Origin of the sequence: Pseudomonas luteola NBRC 103146, from assembly GCF_002091675.1 — a bacterium.
GTDB lineage: Bacteria > Pseudomonadota > Gammaproteobacteria > Pseudomonadales > Pseudomonadaceae > Chryseomonas > Chryseomonas luteola.
This window is the reverse complement of sequence record NZ_BDAE01000014.1, coordinates 125,707-146,065: the sequence shown is the minus strand read 5'-3', so window position 1 is coordinate 146,065 and position 20,359 is coordinate 125,707. Positions and strand designations below refer to the sequence as shown.

The window sequence follows — 20,359 nt, the reverse complement described above, 5'->3', positions numbered from 1 at the left end:
TGCCAGGTCTGCCTCGCCTGTTTGATAGGCCTAAGTATCAACAGCGTAACGTGATCGAGCGGCTGTTCAGTTGGTTAAAGGAAAAGCGTCGGCTCTGTACTCGCTTTGACAAGCTGGCTAGCAGCTTCAAGGCCATGGTAACGCTGGCCTGTATCGAGCGATGCATGCGTGCCGACTTTTCAGACAAACCCTAATACCTTTCAAAATTGGCTAAAATAAATGACCGGCTTTAGAGAACCGGCCATTAAGTATTCATCATGTTAACGTTTGGAATCCTGCTATTCTCCAGCCTCCAGCACAATCTTGCCTCGCGTATGGCCTGCTAGGCTTCTCTGTAGCGCATCAGCTGCCCTAGACAAGCGCATAGTTTCTACTTCGACGTTAAGTGCTCCCTGATCAAACAGGTCAGCAATTTGTGCCAATTGCTTACTATCTGAACGGGTAGCGAAGCGTTTGCCTGTTGCCCCTATGCTACGAGCAGCCTCTTCACTCGGCGCGCTGACGGGTGACACCAGCACACCGCCCTTTTTTAACACTGACCAGGAGCGGGCTTGAGTTTCGCCGCCTACAAGGTCGATTACGATATCTACATCCGAAACGACTTTCTCAAAGGCTTCATGGCGGTAATCAATGAGTTGCGTAGCGCCTAGTGCATGTAGGTAATCATGATTATGGGCAGATGCCGTCGCGATGACTTCAGCGCCAGCTATACGAGCCAACTGTACGGCCATGCTGCCAACCCCGCCCGCCGCTCCCTGGATCAGGACACGTTGGCCTGCCTTAATGGCGGCATGCTCATGCAAGGCTTGCCAAGCTGTCAAGGCTGCCGCCGGCACGCCGCTTGCCTCTAGCAATGAAAGGTTGTTGGGCTTTAAGACCAAACGGTCGGCATCCGCTACGGCCTGGGTGGCGTACCCACCTGTAATACCGATGAAGCCAAAAACCTCGTCGCCCAGGCTGAATGTGTCTACGCCCTCACCTAATGCGATAACCGTTCCTGCGACTTCAACCCCTGGCGTATAGGGTAACGGTAAGGGGATAAACTGCTTCATGGCACCGGAGAGGACTTTCCAGTCGATTGGATTTATTCCGCTGCCGGCCACCTGGATCAATACTTGTCCTTTACCCGGCGTCAGATCAGCTACTTCTTCAAGGCGGAGTACGTCGGGGTTCCCATATTGCTGTGCACGTATGGCTTTCCTGATGATTTCTCTAGCGAAGGGTTTGCAAGTTATGCCAGGCCGCTAGCCTGGCATCTGCTATCAGCTACGGCGGGCGTCCAGGCTGTACTGGCCAGCCCCAAGAACCACTACTTGAAGAAGCCCACCGGCCATGGCGATATTCTTGAAGAAATGAATGAACTGATTTTGATCAGCCAGATTGCTATGGAAGGCCAGTGCGGTCACTACGCTAAACAAGGCCAGGAACGCAGCCACCGCTCGTGTCTGATAACCGAGGACCAACGCTATACCGCCTACCACCTCAACCAACACGGCAACTCCGAGGGCAATGGCAGGAAACGGCAAACCGACCGACTCGATATAACCCATGATCATGGCGGGCGCAGTAATTTTGGAAATGCCTGAAAGAATGAAGATCGTACTGATCAGTATCCGGCCCAGCAATGCAGTTGTAGCTGCTGAAGCATTGGAAGCGGCTGTATGCGGAGCAGTTTGAACAAGGTTGGCTGACTGTGACATGAGTAGATCCTCATTTAGGACGCATCACCATGATGTGTCTCGATGGGGAGAAGTCTGCCTGTGGTTTGCTATTCGCAATAGCCGACTAATTTAGACCATTAGATTCGATTTAATCGAACATAACCTATAGGCCTAACTCTCCTGAGCTTCAAGGTGTGAAGCTCAGGAGATAGCGGCGGCTAGTAGTCTCTGGGTAGGTGCAGAAAAGACAATGCCCGCTCCGAATAGCATCCGGGCGGGCATCAGGATAACGCGATGATGTTTACACAGTGGCTTTTAAACTGATTCGTGTTTCCGGTAACGGGATGAACTCATGCTCTCCAGGTACGCCTGGAAAACGCTGTAAACGCCAGTCTTCGGCAGCCTGCTCGATGCGCTCACGGCGGCTCGATACAAAATTCCAGAAGATATGTCTCTTTTCAGGAAGCGGCTCCCCTCCCAGCAAGATCAACCGAGTCAGTCCCGTTGCACTTAGTACAATCTCGGTTTCTGGTTTGAAGACAACCAGCTGGTCCCGACCGAAGCGGCCATCCTGCCCACTCACCGTAACCTCACCGCTTACGACGTAGATGGCCCTTTCGACATGTTCTTTATGGATGCGATAGCGCGCCCCGGCCTCCAGTACCACGTTGGCATAGAACAGATCAGAAAACGTGCGTGTAGGTGCCTGTTTATCATGCAACGCGCCAGCTAGTACCCTGACGGTAACCCCCTCGTCCTCTATTACAGGAATCTCTGCTGCACTGACATGTTGAAAGCCTGGGTCGGCTTCTTCATGGGCAACCGGTAGCGCTAGCCATGACTGAAAGCCAAATACCGTACCACCTGCTTGCCGGGCTGACTCGGTGCTGCGCTCGGAGTGAACAATTCCTTTACCTGCCGTCATCAGGTTGATTTCGCCCGGCCGTATGGTCTGGACATAGTGCTCGCTGTCGCGATGCAGCATCTCGCCCTCCAGCAGGTAAGTCATGGTCGACAAACCAATATGCGGATGGGGCCGTGTATCAAGCCCCTCGCCTGCCTTGAAAACGGTTGGCCCAAAGCTGTCCAGAAAAATGAAGGGGCCTACGGTACGTCGCTGTGCAGAAGGTAAGGCGCGGCGTACTTTAAAGCCATCACCCAAATCTCTTACGGTTGGCAGGATGAGATGCTCAATAGCGGATGCAGAATTCGATAACGTCATGGTTGCGGGCCTCGCAGGGCATAGGTGCAATCGGCGAATTGCAGGCAAAAGACTTCACTCGGAAGTGACTACCAGGCCAGACTAAAACAGATGGGCGTTCAGCAAAATCCAGATAATATGCATTAAAACGTTCGAGGAATTCGAAATGATGTCTGATCCCGGTACGCCTACGCTGGACCAGTTGCGTGTCTTTCTTACCGTTGTCGAGGTGGGGAGTTTTGCCGGGGCTGCTCGTAAGCTACACCGGGCTACGTCTGTTATCAGCTATACCATTGCTAACCTTGAGATGCAGTTGGGCGTGACTCTTTTTGATCGCAAAACTACTCGTAAACCTCAGCTGACAGACGCGGGGCGAACAGTATTAGCCGAAGCGCGCATGGTATATAGCGGCATCAACGGACTGCGTGCCAAAGTAAAGGGGCTCCTGCAAGGTCTTGAAGCTGAGATCCATCTGGTGCTGGATGTCATGTTGCCCAGTGCGCGGGTAGTGGATGCCTTGAAGGTATTTCGAGAAACCTTTCCCACGGTTTCCCTCCATCTTCATATAGAAGCATTAGGCGCCGTCACGCAACGGGTACTGAATCGAGGCGCTGCGTTGGGTGTCAGCGGTCCTTTGATTACTAACCTTGACGGTCTGGAGCGGATTGCAGTGGGCAGCGTTGACTTAGTGCCGGTTGCAGCACCCAGCCATCCGTTGGCCTCAGCCAGCGCCAACGCTCCTGGCGCTACCCGTGAGCATGTGCAATTGGTCCTGACGGACCGCTCCACACTGACCGAGGGACAGGAATACGCGGTTATGAGCGCCCGCACCTGGCGTCTGGCTGACCTTGGTTCCAAACACATGCTACTCAAGGAAGGTATTGGCTGGGGAAATATGCCGCAGCCCATGGTAGAGAGTGATATTACCGAAAATAGGCTGGTATTACTGGATTTGCCAGATTGTCCTGGTGGCACGTACGACTTTACCGTGATTTATCGTACAGATTCACCGCCTGGCCCAGCTGCCACATGGTTGATAGATCGCTTCAAGGCACAGGCCGCACAAAACCTTTGATCGCTACCGTTCGATTTTATCGAACGAAGCGGTCGATATTAGCTGGCTATTTTCGAATCTTGAGCCATGCGAAAGTTTCTCCACTGCGGCACTGGCCGCTTATTTCACTCAGGAGACATCACATGGCTAAGGTTCTGGTTCTGTATTACTCCTCTTACGGTCATATCGAGACCATGGCTGAAGCTGTAGCAGAAGGCGCGCGGGCGGCAGGGGCTGACGTAGATATCAAACGTGTCCCTGAAACGGTACCGGAAGAGATCGCTAGGAGTGCGCATTTCAAGCTTGGCCAAGCAGCACCGGTAGCAACCATTGCCGATCTTGAGCATTACGATGCGATCATTGTGGGCACAGGGACCCGCTTTGGCCGGATGAGCAGCCAGATGGCCGCGTTTCTGGATCAAGCAGGCGGCTTATGGGCACGCGGTGTATTAAATGGCAAAGTGGGCGGTGCCTTTACGGCCTCAGCTACACAGCACGGCGGCCAGGAAACGACCCTTTTCTCCATCATCACCAACTTATTGCACTTCGGCATGACGATTGTGGGACTCCCCTACAGCCATCAAGGGCAGATGGGTGTTACAGAGGTGGTAGGTGGCGCACCATATGGCGCTACTACCATCACAGCGGGAGACGGCTCACGTCTGCCGAGCGAAACAGAGCTTGAAGGTGCGCGGCACCAAGGTGAATTAACGGCAAGAACCGCTATCAAGCTGTTCGGCTGAGCAGCGCTTTTGTTCTTCACTTACATAATCAGGAGACCGCAATGCGCACTGCAACCGAACTGCTGCAACAACACTTCGACACATTCGTAGCCAATCAGCCCCAATGGCAAACCTTAATTTCGGATAATCTTTTATGGGAGCTTCCCTTTGCCCCGTCACTAGGGCATCCCGCACAACTGGCGGGGCGTGAAGCGGTGCTTCATCACGTAGGCTGGTTCGTTGGTGCGGTAGAGCAGTTCCGCTTTTATGACCTTAGAATTCATGCCTCGGATAGTCCCGATGAAGCGAGTGCGGAAGTAAAGGCGGAAGGTATTATTACGGCAACGGGTAGGACGTATCGTCAGGACTATGTGCTGTTCGTTCGCGTAAAAGACGGAAACATTGCATTCATTCGCGAGTACTTTGATCCGGTCAGAGCTGCAGTTGCACTTGAGGCTCCCATACCGAGTTTTGAGGTGATCAGTGCTGATTAAAGAGCCTTTGCGTTCATAATGCCTCCGTACGCTGTGCTTTTCAGGCAGACCTACCAGACAGGATGCTTACCATGCGTGGTCAGAATTATGCGGAACTCCAGGCATTCGTGGCGATTGCTGAACGTGGCAGTTTCGTTCGGGCTGCTGAAGAGTTGCAGGTATCCCCTTCTGCACTTAGCCAGACGATACGTAGTTTGGAAGAGCGCATGGGGGTGCGCCTCTTCAATCGCACGACACGCAGCGTAAGTCTGACCATTGCCGGCGAGCACCTGCTTGAGCGGCTTAGACCGGCGTTGCAGGAGGTGGCAAACGCTGTAGAGAACGCCTGTTTATTTGGTGAGAAGCCTTCCGGTCGATTACGTGTGCATGCCCTTCGGTTGGCCTCACGTGTTTTTCTTGAGCCAATCTTCCAGCCTTTCTCCGAGGCCTATCCCGAGATAGAGCTGGATGTCGTATTAGATGATAGGCCCGTGGATATTGTTGCGGAAGGGTTCGATGCCACTCTGCGCCTGGGAGAGCTTATTGAGCAGGACATGGTTGGCATCAAGCTAGGGCCTGAACTCAGACAGATTCCAGCCGCCTCGCCGAGTTATCTTGAGCGGTACGGGTATCCGGAAACACCGTATGACTTGGAAAATCACCGCTGTATCAACTGGCGCTGGCCAGGCCAGATCCATCCGTATCGCTGGGAATTCAAGCGTGATACTGAGTGGTTCGCCATAGCCGTCAAAGGCCCGCTCATCGTCAACGATCAGCGTGTAGCCATTGAGGCTGCAGTCAACGGCGTGGGCATTGCCTTTTGGTTGGAAGACCAGATGGAGCCCTTTATCCAAGCTGGAACATTGGTCCCGCTACTGCAGGAATGGTGCGCGCCGTTTGATGGTTTTTATCTGAGCTATCCTCGTCAGCGCCAACAGCTGGCCTCGCTACGGGCATTTATCGATTTTCTGAAAAAAGACTCCGCGCGCAGGCGTTGACGAGCCAACACATGATAATTCGCGGCCAGTAAAGCCGTTATCAGCATTTGGATTTAGCTAACCGACACTAACACTTGTATGTCTGCCGTAGAAGCGGCCGTCCTATGCGTCCCTTTCATCCCTGCCCTATCTACCTCTCGATTATTTAGCCCTCCTTCATAAGGCATGAAGAAACGCGGCGATTATCATGCCGGGCAAACTCGATATCGTGATCTCGACTTCAACAACAGCCGCCTGCGGCATTTGAACATTTGAGGAGAGACATGATGACTACCACTCCCATTCAAGAACTTGAAGGTAAAGTTGCCATTGTGACCGGTGCAGCCGGTGGGATTGGCGAAGCTGTGGCCACACTGTTTGCCGAGCGTGGCGCGTATGTCGTCGCTGAAGATATCAAGCCATCCGTCGTCGAGCTTGAGCAACGATCAGAGCGCATCGCTGCGCTGGTAGGCGACGTAGCCGAAGAATCCACCGCGCAGCGTGCGGTTGCCCTTGCCATGGAGCGCTTTGGCAGGGTTGATATTCTGGTCAACAATGCTGCGGTCATTCTCAATGTAAATGTGACCGATATGTCCATCGAGCAATGGGACAAGGTCATGAATATCAACGCGCGAGGCATGTTCCTGCATTCCCGTGAAGCGATGCGCGTTATGGTCGATAACAAGCGCGGCGCCATCGTCAATGTAGGCTCTTATGCCTGCCAAGTGGCATTTCCCACTATCGGCGCCTATGCCGCATCGAAAGGGGCTGTCGCCCAGCTGACCAAGGTTCTGGCGCTTGAAGGCGCGCCGCATAATATTCGCGCGAATGTCGTCGCGCCTGGCGATGTAGAGACCGGCATTCTGGATGACATCATGCCCGACGGTCGCGCCTTTCTGCGTGAACATGCCACCCGTGCTCCGATTGGGCGAGTCGCCCAGCCCAGGGAGATTGCCGAAGTGATTGCGTTTGTCGCTTCCGATCGCGCCAGCTTCATGACCGGCTCGGTTGTCATGGCAGACGGTGGCTATACCACCGTTTGAGTCCTTTCGTACACCTGCTGCTCTATCAGGGCAGCAGGCCCTGAATGACTACGGAGACCTCCCTATGTCTCAGTTTACTAATATCGCTTTCATTCGCGCCCGGTCGGGTAAGACAGAGGTGCTGGGCCAGCAGCTGATGTCATTAATAGCACCCTCACGCCATGAACCGGGTTGCCTCGCCTATAGGGTTCATCAAGGTCGCGACGAGCCGAACGAGTGGTTTATCCACGAGGTCTGGCGCTCTCCAGAAGACCTCGCCGCTCACCTTGAGCGGCCTTATGTAAAAGCCTTTCTGGCGCAGCTCCCAGCACTTATGGACGGTGAGATTGACATGCGGGCTTTTCAGTTGATCGATCTGGAGCCTGCATAACCCGTTATCAATATGACAGGAGAGATCCCATGAATCAGACAGCACACTCCCCCGTATGGTTTGTGACAGGCTGCTCCACTGGGTTTGGCCGTCACATTGCGGAATACGTACTGGCGCAGGGTTACCGCGTAGTGGTAACGGCACGCAAGCCCGAGCAGTTAAAGGACCTTCAGAATAAAGGTGAGGCGCTGGTACTGCCGCTGGATGTTACAGACCCGCGTCAGGCAAAGATCGCCATCGAGTCAGCCGAAGCTGCTTTCGGCGCTGTAGATGTGCTGGTGAATAATGCCGGCGTTGGGTATTTCGCTTCAGTGGAGGAAAGCGACCTCAACCAGGTACGCCAGATGATGGATGTTAACTTTTATGGTGTTGCGAATATGCTTCAAGCCGCTTTGCCTGGTATGCGCCAACGGCGGCAGGGCATCATCGTCAATCTGACCTCCATCGGCGGGCTCTGCGGCTTTCCTGCGGTAGGATACTACTGCGCCAGCAAATTCGCCGTTGAGGGATTATCAGAAACACTCCGCCAGGAAGTGGCGCCGTTAGGCATTCATGTCATGACGGTAGAGCCCAGTGCGTTTCGTACGGAGTGGGCAGGGTCAGCGCATGAAACGCCGCACACCCATGAAGACTATACACCGACAGCCGGTGCAGCTATCGAAGCCTATCACCAGTCGATTGGCAGGCAACCTGGCGATCCCGCCCGAGCCGCCGCAGCCATTTTTAAAGCAGTTGAAAGCCAGGAAAAACCGGCACGCCTACTGCTGGGCAATAGCGCATTCGAGTGCGCCTTAGGCAAGTTAGATGAACTTGCGCGAGATTTTGGAGACTGGGAAGCCGTCTCGCGCGGTGCCGACTATCCCGGCTGATAAATGACCTTTTGTTTGTTCACCTTGCGAGGAATGAACCATGAATCGATTTGACAAAAAAGTCATTGTTATTACAGGCGGAGGCTCTGGCATCGGCGAAGCAGCGGGCCGCCGCTTTCTTTCAGAGGGCGCTTCGGTTGTTCTCTCTGGGCGAAACGCTGAACGCCTTGAAGCAGTAGCCGATGGATTTTCTTCTGACCGGGTAATGACCGAGGTGGCAGATGTGTCGCAACGAGAAGCGTGCGACCGGCTGGTCGATCATACTGTCGAACGGTTTGGTCAGTTAGACGCAGTTGTTAATGCGGCAGGTATGAATCTGGTCGGCAGCATCAGCGAAACCAGTGATCATCATTGGCGAGCCTGTATGGGCACGGATCTGGATAGCGTGTTTTATATCAGCCGTCGTGCAGTGCCACATCTGGCTCGCGCAAAGGGAGTCATCATCAATGTTGGGTCCGTTTCTTCACTGGGTGGCGGCTGGTCGCACTCTGCTTATTGTGCAGCCAAAGCAGCCGTAGCCAACCTGACACGCTCCATCGCCTGTGATTATGGCAAATATGGAGTCCGGGCTAACACGGTGTGTCCCGGTCTTACTCTTACCGGCATGGTAGAAAAGATCATGGATGACGAGGCCTTGCTTGAAAAGGCGTGGGAGCGTATTCCCTTGCGCCGTGCAGCGAAACCGGAAGAAATTGCCGCCGCCATTGCCTTCCTGGCCAGCGAAGAGGCCGCTTACATTACAGGCGTAACGCTACCTGTGGACAGAGGACAAACCGCCACCGATGGCGGGCCTGAATGGGGCAAGTAAACACTATTAAAAAGGCATCATGTTCTGAAGTCACTAGCTTCCTTTAGAGCATGATGCCGAAATGTTTAACTGGCTTTCCAGCCCTAAAGTCCCTAGTCGGGATAGCATCATATTGATACCAAAGCGGATTATGCCTTTCGCCTGAATTGCCCAATGTGCTTGGCCGGCGATACGCCAAAAAAGCGGCTGTATTCCCGGCTGAACTGCGAGGGACTTTCATAGCCCACTCTGTAACAGGTGCTGGTCACATCCAGACCTTCGGACATCATCAGCCGATGCGCCTCGTTCAAGCGTAACTGCTTCTGATACTGCAAGGGACTCATGGCGGTAACCGCCTTGAAACGATGGTGAAACGCAGATGTACTAAGGTTTACGTGCTTGGCTAAGGCATCGATACTGAGCGGCTCGCAAAAGTGGTTATTCAACCAATCAATCGCACGCGCCACCCGCTGGGCCTGGCTATCCCCAAACGCCACTTCATACAGGCGATGCCCATGCTTACCTTTAAGCAATCGATAGTAGACTTCCTTTATCGCCATGGGCGCAAGCATGGGAATGTCATCTGGAGACTCCAGCAACCGCAACAGGCGCAGCATGGTGTCCAGAATGGACGGATCAATCTGGTCCAGAAACAACCCGCGCTCCGCCGGGCGATCAGGGACGCCGATCGGACTGGCATCTGAAACCAGCTGAGCGATTTCGCAAGGGTCAAGATCGAGACGAAGACACAGATATGGTTTATCACTGGTCGCTTCGATCACCTTGCCTGCCAGCGGCAGGGTAACGGAAACCACGAGATAGTGAAGCGGATCGTAGCGGTAGCATTCTTCCGCCAGCTGAACTTCTTTTGCTCCTTGCACAATGATGCAAAGACCCGGCTTATGAACAGTATGGATGGTTTGTGTCGGCTGATCGCTACGAATCAGATGCAGTGGCTGAATGGCAGTTGGATGGACACCAAAGTCAGGAGCAAAGCGCTCAACGATACGGACCAGCTCAACGCGACGGGACGTCATAGAGTCCAACGCTTCAGCGTACTCGCTTGCAAGGTTCGTCATCTCGCGGTTCTCCTGCGCAATATCCAGTCAGGGATTTAGCCGAAATCAGGTATGTATGTTTTAGCAGCCTGCGCATCGCGAGGAAAGTAATCACTGCTCAGCGTTCGGTAGGGGCACCATCACCACATGGCTCACGCCTCAAATCGTTACGCTCAGGTTAACGATCTGACGGTGAGGTTGATTGAAGGTCCGCCTGAGGAGGTCTAGCGTGAGACCACGACAGCGGACTTCGTGGAGTCATCATGACAATAACCTCTCCTCCACCTCAATGGTCGCGGCGGCGCACCGAAAAGCAGCGGCGAGTCGCCCAGGCAAGTGCCTATGCCGAAGGCGCGGTCATCCGAACCGATCGGATCGTTGAAGCCCTTGAAGCGCTGATTGCTCCCGGTGATCGCGTGGTGCTGGAAGGCAACAATCAGAAACAGGCTGACTTTCTGTCTCGCTCATTGGTAAAGGCCGATCCTGGCAAGCTCCATGATCTGCACATGATCATGCCAAGCGTAGGGCGCGCCGAACACCTGGATCTGTTTGAGCGCGGTATCGCCCATAAACTGGACTTCTCCTTTGCTGGCACACAGAGTCTGCGTATCAGTCAGCTGCTCGAAGACGGACTGCTGGAAGTTGGCGCTATCCATACCTATATCGAGCTCTACTCACGGCTGTTGGTGGACTTGATTCCCAACGTTGTGTTGTCCGCTGGCTTCAAGGCAGATCGCCACGGGAATATTTATACCGGCGCCAGCACCGAGGACACGCCCGCCCTTATCGAGGCAGGTGCCTTTAGCGATGGCATCGTCATCGTTCAGGTCAACGAATTGGTGGACGACACAAGTGATCTGCCCCGCGTGGATATCCCTGCCTCGTGGGTCGACTTTGTAGTGGTAGCAGATAAGCCCTTTTACATCGAGCCCCTGTTTACCCGAGACCCACGCCATATCAAGCCCGTCCATGTGCTCATGGCAATGATGGCGATCCGAGGAATCTACGAAAAACACAATGTACAGTCACTCAACCACGGGATTGGGTTTAATACGGCTGCGATCGAACTGATCCTGCCTACATACGGTGAACGCCTGGGTCTCAAGGGTAAGATCTGTCGTAACTGGACGCTCAATCCGCATCCCACGCTGATTCCGGCGATTGAAAGCGGCTGGGTAGAAAGCGTGCATTGCTTCGGCACCGAACTGGGCATGGAAAACTACATCGCAGCCCGGCCGGACGTGTTCTTTACCGGGCGCGATGGCTCGATGCGCTCCAATCGAATGATGTGCCAACTGGCAGGCCAATACGCCGTTGACCTGTTCATTGGCGCAACGCTACAAGTGGATGGCGATGGAAATTCATCCACCGTAACACGTGGACGCCTGGCCGGATTTGGAGGCGCACCCAACATGGGGCATGACCCTCATGGCCGTCGCCACAGCACACCCGCATGGCTTGACATGCGAGTGGAGGAAGGTCCGACCGCCATGCTTGAGCGTGGCCGTAAGCTGGTGGTGCAGATGGTCGAGACCTTCCAGGAGGGTGGCAAACCCACGTTCGTCGATACGCTCGATGCTGTCGATGTTGCCAAAAAAAGCGGCATGCCGCTGGCACCGGTGATGATCTACGGTGACGACGTTACTCACCTGTTGACGGAGGAAGGTATTGCCTACCTCTACAAGGCCCGCTCTCAGGAGGAGCGTCGGGCACTGATTGCGGCGGTTGCGGGTGTGACTGATATCGGTTTACGCCACGATCCTAAACGATCCGAGCAGATGCGCCGTGACGGCCTGCTGGCTCTGCCGGAAGACTTGGGTATTCGCCGTACCGACGCTACACGTGAACTCTTGGCAGCCAAGAGCATTGCCGATCTTGTCGAGTGGTCAGGCGCCCTCTACACCCCTCCAGCCAAATTCAGGAGTTGGTAATGCGTGCCTTGATCGCGGTACCCCTTCCCTCTTCCATCGCCGGACAGCTGGCTGATCTGGCTGTGCAGGTTCTGATTGACGAGGCAGATCTTTCACCCAAACCTGGTTTGGTCGATCGCCGCAGTAATGGCGCGCATACGGACCTGAACCTGGGGCTAATGCACAGCTCGGCCTATGCACTGCGGCAAACCTTTCAAGACATGGCGGAAGCCGCCAGTGTTGCGCAGGACTTGGACCAGTCCTTGCGCGAGACGCTGGGTCAGCTAGGCCGCAAGGGCGAAAGTGTCATGTTGGAAACCACTGGCGGAGTCAATACGCACCGTGGCGCGATCTGGGCGCTGGGCCTGCTGACTGCTGCCGCGGCGTTTGAGCCGGAACACGGTTCTCCTACGGACGTGGCTCACCGCGCCGCTCTGTTGGCACGCCAGCCTGATCGATTTGCGCCTGAGGTACAGAACAGTCATGGCCTCAGGGCCTGCGCCCGCTACGGTCTCCCCGGCGCGCGTGAACAGGCGCAAGCGGGGTTCCCAGCTGTCGTAGGGCATGGTTTACCACAACTGTTGAAGAGCCGGGCGAAAGGCGCCGGAGAGCAAAATGCGCGGCTTGATGCGCTTATCGCCATCATGGCCGTTTTACCGGATACCTGCGTCCTGCATCGGGCGGGTCTTGAAGGCCTGGATACGCTTCAGCACGGCGCGCAGGCAGTCCTTGCGCAGGGAGGCAGCGCAACCCTGGCGGGCAGACGCGCGTTGCGCCAACTGGACGACGCGTTACTACGTCTGAATGCATCCCCCGGTGGCGCTGCCGATCTGCTGGCCGCCACCCTGTTTCTTGATCGCTTGGAATCCTGCCTGCAGAGGAGCGCTATCTCATGGAAACCTTGAAGTTTGAATTTCCGGCCGGCCAGCCCTCTCAGGGTAAAGCCCTGGTAGGCTGTGTTGGCTCGGGAGACCTGGAGGTGCTGCTGGAACCCGGTGAGGCTGGCACGCTCACGTTGAATGTCGTGACATCGGTAAATGGCAGTGCGGCACGTTGGCAAAACCTGTTCGAGCGGATGTTTCGTGAGCAGACGCCACCGGCGTTAAATATCGAAATCCACGACTTTGGCGCTACGCCCGGCGTCGTGCGCTTGCGTCTTGAGCAGGGATTGGAAGAACTACAGCTGGAAGGAGCGCGCCATGACTGATACCGCACGCCTACTCCAACCTCGCAGTTTCATTGAATTGGGTGCCCGGCAGCGGGCTCGCGCCCTGCTTGATCAGGGCAGCTTCTGCGAATTGATCGGCCCGTTTGAACGCATGATGTCGCCTTGGTTACCCAAGCAGGGCATCGTGACGCAAGCGGATGATGGCGTAGTCATTGCCAAGGGTACGATTGACGGCCAGCCTGCTGTAATTGCTGCCATTGAAGGCGCTTTCCAGGGTGGAAGCATGGGTGAAGTGGGCGGAGCCAAGATTGCTGGTGCTCTGGAGCTGGCGGCTGAAGACAACCGTAACGGTATCCCAACCCGCGCCGTGCTTTTGCTGGAGACCGGTGGCGTACGTCTGCAGGAAGCCAACTTGGGACTGGCCGCTATTGCTGAAATCCAGGCGGCTATCGTCGATCTCCGAGAGTATCAACCGGTCGTGGCCGTTATCGCCGGCCCCGTTGGTTGTTTTGGTGGTATGTCCATCGCTGCCGGACTGTGCAGCTATCTGATCGTGACGCAAGAGGCACGGCTGGGCCTGAATGGTCCTCAAGTCATTGAGCAAGAGGCGGGAATCGAGGAGTACGACTCTCGAGATCGCCCCTTCATCTGGAGCCTGACCGGAGGTGAGCAGCGCCACGTGACGGGTCTTGTGGACGCCTATGTGCCTGATGATACCGAAACGATCCATGCGCAGATTCGTACCTGTTTCAGACAAGGTAAGCCTGCGCTCGAGCGTAGCCGGCGGTACGCCTGGTTTCTTGACCGCCTCGGCCGTCTTGAACCCGAACAACCCATCGATGCGGTAACCGTCCGCGACCTATACGCCGCTGGCGATGAAGGAGGTGTGAAATGACACTCTCTACACGTGGACTGATCTGGTTCAACGCACTTTCACCTAATGCGAAACCCTTTGAAGGTCTGCCCGCCTCGCTAAAGGTCTGCGATACAACACTAGGTAGCTTACCGGCTCGCGTGATTGCAGTGGTCCCCGATGAGCAAAACCCCTTTCCCCGCGCTCGCCGAGGTGAGGTGGGGTTGCTCGAAGGCTGGGGCTTGGGCCGGATCATTGATGAAGCCATAGAAGCCGACCGCGATCACGATACCAAACGCGCATTGGTTGCCATTATTGACGTGCCAAGCCAGGCATATGGCCGACGTGAGGAAGCGCTGGGTATCCACCAGGCCTTAGCAGGTGCAGTAGATGCCTATGCACGCGCTCGGCTCGCAGGCCATCCGGTTGTGGGTTTGATTGTGGGCAAGGCGATGTCCGGTGCGTTTCTTGCTCATGGCTATCAGGCCAACCGTCTTATTGCGCTGCGCGATCCCGGTGTTGAGGTGCATGCAATGGGCAAGGCATCAGCAGCACGCATCACCCTGCGCAGCGTCGACGAGCTGGAAGCGTTGGCGGCAAACATTCCACCCATGGCATACGACCTCGATAACTATGCCTCGCTGGGTCTGCTATGGGAGACGCTGTCGGTCGAGCGCATCGAACGTCCTACCGAAGGCGATATCAATCGGGTAAGCGAATGCCTGCAACAGGCCGTGGCCGATATTGCGGCAGGATCGCATGATTTGCGTGGCCGCCTGGACGCCCCTAATCGCAGCGCATCACGACAGGTGCGGGAAAAGCTGCTGGAACAATGGTGACTCTAATTGATTACGGAGGCTTTATGAAGCCAGGCCCTCGCCCACATGATCTGCTATGGGGATTCACCCCGGAACAGCTGCCTGCCACAGCACCGCAATGGGCCTTCACAGCAGTCGCGGCTGGGGAGCCGGTCGTTGTCCGGCGTGCCGAGGGCAAACCCGACGTTGTGGCCGTAGGCATACGAGGCCGCGGGCGCGAAGAGCGTTTCGGCACCTGGATGGCTTTGGACCATGTCGTTCGTAGCCGGTCACCCGAACAACTGGTTGCGGCCGTCAGCAGTCACCCGATTGATCTACCTGCCATGACAGCCCTAGTATGGGCCAAACCTTGCCTGGATGCTACCGGTCTCGTCTGGGGGGTGACCGGCAGTGCGGGTTTCCAGCTTGCGACGGGTATCCGCACGTTACACGCTGAAAGCGATCTCGATCTGCTCATAGGTGCACCCGCACCTCTTTCCCGGTCACAGGCATTAGCCCTGCTGAATAAGCTGGACAAGGCACCGTGCCGCCTGGACATTCAACTGGAAACCCCCCAGGGAGGCGTTGCCTTGCGTGAGTGGGCGCAGTCAAGCAGCCGTGTCCTGCTCAAGCGAGCCAGTGGAGCCTGTCTGGTCACTGATCCCTGGCACTTGGCGGAGATCGCTGCGTGAGCAGCCTTTTCCTGTTCCCCGGCCAAGGTGCGCAGCAGCCAGGCATGCTACACGCGCTGCCAGACGAGCCGGTTGTGCGAGACGCCTTGCAGGAAGCTGAAGCCATCCTCAATGTGTCGCTCGACATGCTGGATACCGCTGAGGCCTTGCAATCGACACATGCTGTTCAGCTCTGCCTGTTGATTGCAGGCGTTGCCAGTGCACGTCTGTTGTTGGAACAGGCCCCTGCCCCGGACTATGTCGCTGGCCTCTCCATTGGTGCCTACCCAGCCGCCGTTATAGCTAACGCGCTCGACTATACCGATGCGTTAAGGCTGGTGGATCTGCGCGGCAAGCTGATGCAAGAGGCGTTTCCCAACGGGTATGGAATGCTGGCGATGCTGGGGCTACAGCGTCATGAGGCTGAATGCCTGATAGAGGCTACCTCGACCGCAGATGCGCCTGTCTTTCTAGCCAACAGCAATGCCGAACAACAGTTTATCGCGTCCGGCTCGGACGTTGCGCTGGCAGCCCTGGCCGAAAAGGTTCGCTCAGGCGGTACCGGCGTTACACGCCGCCTGGCCGTCAGCGTACCCTCCCATTGCGCTTTATTGACCGAGCCGGCCAATCGGCTCGCCGCCGCCTTCCAGGCGATAACCTTGCGTCGTCCCCGGATACGCTACCTGAGTGGTAGCTCCGCCCGGCTCATCATGGACCCAGCGCGGCTTGCCGATGATCTGGCCTTTAATATGTCCCGCACCGTGGAATGGCATGCGACCTTGCAGAATGCTCAGGAACGCAGCGTTCGCCTGACCGTTGAGTTGGCGCCCGGCACGGTGCTGACCACGCTTGCCAAACGCGTCATCAACCCCGGAACTGCGGTGGCGTTTCAAGGTACACGGACCGACACCATTACTGCGCTGCTGCGCGAGGAGGCCAATCGCGACCGATAGAGAGATCGCCTAGTGTTTCGAAGCACAAGAACAAGAACTTCGACCCAGAGGACAATAACAATGATTATCTACGGTGTGGCTCTACTCTCCATCTGCACGCTGACCGGCATCTTTATCGGTGAAGTGCTCGGCAAACTAATCGGTGTCCCTGCAAACGTGGGCGGTGTTGGCATCGCCATGCTGATGCTCATCTTTCTAAGTAGCTGGATCGGCAAGCACGGCAAGTTTCATCCCAAGACCGAACAAGGCGTAGAGTTCTGGAGCGCGATCTACATTCCCATCGTCGTGGCCATGGCGGCCCAGCAAAATGTGGCTGGTGCACTCAAGGGCGGCCCGGCGGCTATTCTTGCCGGCTTTCTAGCCATTGCCATCGCGTTTGCCCTAGTGCCAGTACTGAACAAAGTGGGCCGAAAAAAAACGGTAGCACCTGCCCTTGATCAGCTGGCCAGCGTACAACGGTGACTGACATGATTATTGAATCACTGACCAAGGTCACCCAGGCGTACGGCATGATCAGCGCCTTTGCCCTGATAGGCGTTACCATGTGGGTTTCTTATTGGCTCAGCGCCAAGCTGACCAAGGGCCGCCTGCACGGCTCCGCCATTGCAATCTTTTTTGGACTGCTATTGGCTTATATCGGTGGGGTCACGACGGGCGGCCAGAAGGGACTGGTAGATATTCCGCTGCTTTCCGGCCTGGGCATACTGGGCGGCGCCATGCTCAGGGATTTTGCCATTGCCGCCACCGCCTTCGGCGTTAACGTGGACGAGCTCAAGGAGGCGGGTCTTGCCGGCGTGCTGTCACTGTTTGTAGGGGTGGGGACGTCGTTCATTGCAGGGGTTGCCGTGGCGCTTGCCTTTGGCTATACCGACGCCGTAAGCCTAACCACAATTGGCGCCGGTGCCGTCACCTATATCGTTGGCCCTGTCACCGGAGCCGCGATTGGTGCCAGTTCGGAAGTCATGGCGCTTTCCATTGCGGCAGGCCTGGTCAAGGCCATCGTGGCCATGGTCGCGACCCCGTTTGTGGCGCGCTATATTGGCCTGGACAACCCACGCACGGCTGTCATCTTTGGTGGGCTTGTCGGAACGTCTAGCGGCGTGGCTGGGGGACTGGCTGCAACCGACCCGAAACTTGTGCCCTATGGCTGTCTGACGGCCGCATTTTATACAGCGATCGGTTGCCTGCTCGGACCTTCGCTACTCTTTCTCGTCACACGTGCAATCTTTGGCTGAGGTGATGCGGAGCCTTATGGCTCCGCATTCATCTTGCGTGAATACATCCTGCATTCGGCAAGAAACGCCAGCAGGTTTGGATCACGCTCCTTGCTACGCAAGAACACTACGCCAATTCGTTGTTGCAAGCGGTACTGAGGGGCTAGCGGCACCAGACGGATTCGGTTTTCATACACTGCCTCAACCCGCCCCGGGAGTAGTGCATACCCTACGCCTGAACTGACCATGCTCATGAGCGAGAAGATATCGTTAACCTGCATGATGACGTCCGGCTCGAAACCAGCTTGATGAAACACCTGCCGTCCATCCCTGAAGGTGGCAAAACCTTCAGTCAACGTCACGAAGGGCACCCCATGCAGGTCACGCAGGTCCACCATATCCTGATGAGTAAACGGGGAGTCTGCAGGCGCGGCCAGATAGATGTCATCGCGAAAGAGTTCAACGCTCTCGCAATCGGGATCAGCCATTCCGTCATCCAGCGCGATGAGCATCGCGTCCAGCTTCATGTTCCTGAGCTGGTAGGTCAGGTCGGCATTGGAGCCCAGAATCAGGTCGATATTGAGTTCGCTACGGCGAAGCTTGAGCCCCATGATCAGCTGGGGCACGGTCTTGACTGTAAGTGAATACAGCGCGCCCAGGCGGAAACGGTCGGATGAGAAACCGGCTGCCAGACGCGTCAGCCGTATGGTCTCGGTCAGATCCTGCATGAGCTGTTGTGCCCGTGCTTCCAGAACGAAGGCCCCATCCAGTGGCGTCAGGTTGCGCCCTTCATGCTTGAACAGCGGGCAGCGCAGCGCACTCTCCAGCGAGTGGATAGCCCGGTGGACACTGACATTGCTCGTTCCGAGCTCGGCTGCGGCCCGCCCCAAGTTGCCGCTGCGCATGAATGCCAGAAAGATCTCCAGCTTCTTCAGAGTCAGTTCTTCATCGATCGCCATGAAACGCCTTATCGTTCGTTGACAGGGATGGTTCCATTGTTTCACGTCGCAACCGGGCTACGCTGGCACTTGTTTCCTGCCAGGCTATTGCCCTGAATCCACCTCGACTTTTACGCATTGGGGTGCCATTGGATAACGCTCGCAATCAGCCGTTACGGCATTTTCCTTATGCGGAGTGCCGGATGGGGCCCAGTCGTAGTTTACCGCCTCTGCCCGGTACACGCGGTTGGTCACATAGCGATCCGTTGGGGCCGACTTGCCAGTGTACGGGCTGATATATTCCCAGACGATCTCCCCCGCGGGCGTGATCTGGAAGAGACGGCCATTCTGACCTTCATTGATAAGAGTGTTGCCGTTAGGCAGGCGGCGGGCATTACTGATAAATGCACTGAAAAAGGTCCAGGGTGCGCGGCCAGACTGTACGGCTGTATATTGCCATACGATTTTGCGGGTCACGGGATCGATCTCGAGAATACGAGACGCTGAAAAAATGCCCTTGCGTGCAGGAGGAAAACCGGCACTGCCCTGATTATCGAACAGCAGGAGGTTGCCAGCACCCGGCAAACCTTCAGGAATGAGGTGGGTGTCGTGCTGGCCTACGATCTGGTCTACAGGTCGTGGCACCGGACCGGCCAGCTTTACTTCAGGATAATCAGGCCCAAGCCGCCATACGACCTTGCCGGTCTTGCGCTCTACGATAAAGACCACATTGGCGTTGCGAGCGCTAACCATGATGTTGTCAGGCGCAAAGCGAGAATCGCCCTGCTGGTGCCAATGGTTGGCGCCAAGGGGTGCTGCCGTATTGAGATGCAGAAAATCCGGATCATCCGACTCACGAATCAGTGAGATCTGCTCGGGTGTAAATCCCAGCTCATCCAGGTGATCCGATACCCGCCATTGCCAGACCTGTTTTCCAGTTTGATCAATTTGTCGGATCAGATTATCAATCACTTGCGGCGCCGAAAAACCGGCCAACGGGGTCAGTTCACTGGTCAGCATCAAGGTATCGCCATTCGCCAGACGGCGTATGTCATGATGTTGATAGGCTGGGGCTTCACGGCTTCCCCACTGCCAGCGCACCTGTCCATCCCAGCTCACTTCCCCTACTACCTGGTTGTAGAGTCCATTCCCTGATGATGCCAGGGAAACCGGTTTGTCCAGATTTCCCAACTGCACAAGTACATGCCCTTTTTCTCCACCAGCCTGCTCCGGCGTCAGCGCAACCGACGGAAAGCCAGGATAACGCCACTGTTTTACCTCATTGCCATTCATGTCGATCAGGTGAGTACGCTGGTCGCTACCATCAAACAGCACAAAGCTGCCATACGCCTTTTCGGGATCATAAAACGTCGTGCCGGTTGGTACCGAACTGGACATGGCTGATGCAGAGCCGCAAGCCAGCAGGCCGGCTAGAAGCAGAAACGATATCTTCGAGCGTATAGTCATTAAACCCTCATCCCCTTAACGTTCGCCACTAAATGGCTCGCCTGTGGATGCATTAGAGAGCAACGCAAGGGTAAGTGCACTGCACGCGCACGGATGATCGGGAGATAGGCACCTGTGTTGACGAGGTGAGACCGACTACTGACTCAGCACGCGACCAATCACATGGGATAGCC

24 protein-coding genes are annotated in these 20,359 nt (G+C 55.9%); 18 read left to right on the top strand and 6 right to left on the bottom strand.

Annotated elements, in window-relative coordinates:
- Positions 1–194: transposase (locus PLU01S_RS15915; RefSeq protein WP_139803984.1), on the top strand; the 194-nt coding region annotated here is incomplete at its 5' end.
- 84 nt (positions 195–278) lie between these two features.
- Here PLU01S_RS15915 and PLU01S_RS15910 read toward each other — a convergent pair.
- From PLU01S_RS15910 to PLU01S_RS15900, 3 genes are all read right to left on the bottom strand, one after another.
- A complete protein-coding gene (locus PLU01S_RS15910) occupies positions 279–1,205 on the bottom strand; it encodes an NADP-dependent oxidoreductase (RefSeq protein WP_074828224.1) in 927 nt (308 codons plus the stop codon).
- A 57-nt stretch (positions 1,206–1,262) separates the two neighbouring features.
- Positions 1,263–1,700: a DoxX family protein gene (locus PLU01S_RS15905; protein WP_074828227.1), complete on the bottom strand. Its 438-nt coding sequence runs from the start codon at positions 1,698–1,700 to the stop codon at positions 1,263–1,265.
- A gap of 262 nt (positions 1,701–1,962) precedes the next feature.
- A complete protein-coding gene (locus PLU01S_RS15900; RefSeq protein WP_074828230.1) occupies positions 1,963–2,883 on the bottom strand; it encodes a pirin family protein in 921 nt (306 codons plus the stop codon).
- A 145-nt stretch (positions 2,884–3,028) separates the two neighbouring features.
- Between PLU01S_RS15900 and PLU01S_RS15895 the strand changes: the two genes are divergently transcribed.
- The 8 genes from PLU01S_RS15895 to budC all read left to right on the top strand — a co-directional run bounded on the left by PLU01S_RS15895 (position 3,029) and on the right by budC (position 9,178).
- Complete coding sequence (locus tag PLU01S_RS15895; protein ID WP_074828233.1) at positions 3,029–3,937, top strand: LysR family transcriptional regulator; 909 nt, start codon at positions 3,029–3,031, stop codon at positions 3,935–3,937.
- 122 nt (positions 3,938–4,059) lie between these two features.
- Positions 4,060–4,659 (top strand): NAD(P)H:quinone oxidoreductase, encoded by a 600-nt coding sequence (gene wrbA, locus PLU01S_RS15890; RefSeq protein ID WP_074828235.1) that lies wholly within the window; start codon positions 4,060–4,062, stop codon positions 4,657–4,659.
- A gap of 41 nt (positions 4,660–4,700) precedes the next feature.
- Positions 4,701–5,132, top strand: a complete 432-nt coding sequence (locus PLU01S_RS15885; protein WP_074828238.1) for a nuclear transport factor 2 family protein — start codon at positions 4,701–4,703, stop codon at positions 5,130–5,132.
- Between the two features lie 71 nt (positions 5,133–5,203).
- Entirely contained in the window at positions 5,204–6,109 is a 906-nt protein-coding gene (locus tag PLU01S_RS15880; protein WP_074828241.1) for a LysR family transcriptional regulator, read from the top strand.
- Between the two features lie 263 nt (positions 6,110–6,372).
- Positions 6,373–7,131, top strand: coding sequence for an SDR family NAD(P)-dependent oxidoreductase (locus PLU01S_RS15875; protein ID WP_074828244.1), 759 nt, complete (start codon positions 6,373–6,375; stop codon positions 7,129–7,131).
- A gap of 64 nt (positions 7,132–7,195) precedes the next feature.
- Positions 7,196–7,501, top strand: coding sequence for a putative quinol monooxygenase (locus PLU01S_RS15870; protein WP_074828248.1), 306 nt, complete (start codon positions 7,196–7,198; stop codon positions 7,499–7,501).
- A 29-nt stretch (positions 7,502–7,530) separates the two neighbouring features.
- Complete coding sequence (locus tag PLU01S_RS15865) at positions 7,531–8,370, top strand: oxidoreductase (protein ID WP_074828250.1); 840 nt, start codon at positions 7,531–7,533, stop codon at positions 8,368–8,370.
- A gap of 40 nt (positions 8,371–8,410) precedes the next feature.
- Positions 8,411–9,178, top strand: coding sequence for a meso-2,3-butanediol dehydrogenase (budC, locus tag PLU01S_RS15860; protein ID WP_074828255.1), 768 nt, complete (start codon positions 8,411–8,413; stop codon positions 9,176–9,178).
- 128 nt (positions 9,179–9,306) lie between these two features.
- Here the strand turns inward: budC and PLU01S_RS15855 are convergent, their stop codons facing one another.
- Positions 9,307–10,236: an AraC family transcriptional regulator gene (locus PLU01S_RS15855; protein ID WP_074828259.1), complete on the bottom strand. Its 930-nt coding sequence runs from the start codon at positions 10,234–10,236 to the stop codon at positions 9,307–9,309.
- Positions 10,237–10,475: 239 nt separating this feature from the next.
- On the opposite strand from PLU01S_RS15855, the gene mdcA reads away from it, so the two are divergent.
- From mdcA to madM, 9 genes are read left to right on the top strand one after another with little or no spacing between them, the layout of a single operon-like run.
- Positions 10,476–12,146 (top strand): malonate decarboxylase subunit alpha, encoded by a 1,671-nt coding sequence (mdcA, locus tag PLU01S_RS15850; RefSeq protein ID WP_074828261.1) that lies wholly within the window; start codon positions 10,476–10,478, stop codon positions 12,144–12,146.
- Positions 12,146–13,030 (top strand): triphosphoribosyl-dephospho-CoA synthase, encoded by an 885-nt coding sequence (locus PLU01S_RS15845; RefSeq protein ID WP_074828264.1) that lies wholly within the window; start codon positions 12,146–12,148, stop codon positions 13,028–13,030. The genes mdcA and PLU01S_RS15845 overlap by 1 nt, the downstream gene beginning before the upstream one ends.
- Positions 13,018–13,332 (top strand): malonate decarboxylase subunit delta, encoded by a 315-nt coding sequence (locus PLU01S_RS15840; RefSeq protein ID WP_074828268.1) that lies wholly within the window; start codon positions 13,018–13,020, stop codon positions 13,330–13,332. Before PLU01S_RS15845 ends, PLU01S_RS15840 begins: the two co-directional genes overlap by 13 nt.
- On the top strand, positions 13,325–14,188 hold the full coding sequence (locus tag PLU01S_RS15835) for a biotin-independent malonate decarboxylase subunit beta (protein WP_074828271.1): 864 nt from the start codon (positions 13,325–13,327) through the stop codon (positions 14,186–14,188). The genes PLU01S_RS15840 and PLU01S_RS15835 overlap by 8 nt, the downstream gene beginning before the upstream one ends.
- Positions 14,185–14,985 carry a biotin-independent malonate decarboxylase subunit gamma gene (gene mdcE / locus PLU01S_RS15830; RefSeq protein WP_074828275.1) on the top strand — a complete coding sequence of 267 codons (801 nt, stop codon included), beginning with the start codon at positions 14,185–14,187 and terminating at the stop codon, positions 14,983–14,985. Before PLU01S_RS15835 ends, mdcE begins: the two co-directional genes overlap by 4 nt.
- 23 nt (positions 14,986–15,008) lie before the next feature.
- Positions 15,009–15,635, top strand: a complete 627-nt coding sequence (locus PLU01S_RS15825; protein WP_074828277.1) for a malonate decarboxylase holo-ACP synthase — start codon at positions 15,009–15,011, stop codon at positions 15,633–15,635.
- Complete coding sequence (gene mdcH / locus PLU01S_RS15820) at positions 15,632–16,567, top strand: malonate decarboxylase subunit epsilon (RefSeq protein WP_074828280.1); 936 nt, start codon at positions 15,632–15,634, stop codon at positions 16,565–16,567. The genes PLU01S_RS15825 and mdcH overlap by 4 nt, the downstream gene beginning before the upstream one ends.
- A 60-nt stretch (positions 16,568–16,627) precedes the next feature.
- Complete coding sequence (gene madL, locus PLU01S_RS15815) at positions 16,628–17,029, top strand: malonate transporter subunit MadL (RefSeq protein ID WP_010798972.1); 402 nt, start codon at positions 16,628–16,630, stop codon at positions 17,027–17,029.
- A gap of 8 nt (positions 17,030–17,037) precedes the next feature.
- A complete protein-coding gene (madM, locus tag PLU01S_RS15810; protein WP_026003682.1) occupies positions 17,038–17,802 on the top strand; it encodes a malonate transporter subunit MadM in 765 nt (254 codons plus the stop codon).
- A gap of 14 nt (positions 17,803–17,816) precedes the next feature.
- On the opposite strand, the gene PLU01S_RS15805 is transcribed toward madM, so the two are convergent.
- Entirely contained in the window at positions 17,817–18,740 is a 924-nt protein-coding gene (locus PLU01S_RS15805; RefSeq protein WP_074828283.1) for a LysR family transcriptional regulator, read from the bottom strand.
- 84 nt (positions 18,741–18,824) lie between these two features.
- Positions 18,825–20,186: an aryl-sulfate sulfotransferase gene (locus PLU01S_RS15800; RefSeq protein ID WP_074828285.1), complete on the bottom strand. Its 1,362-nt coding sequence runs from the start codon at positions 20,184–20,186 to the stop codon at positions 18,825–18,827.
- Positions 20,187–20,359 lie beyond the last annotated feature (173 nt).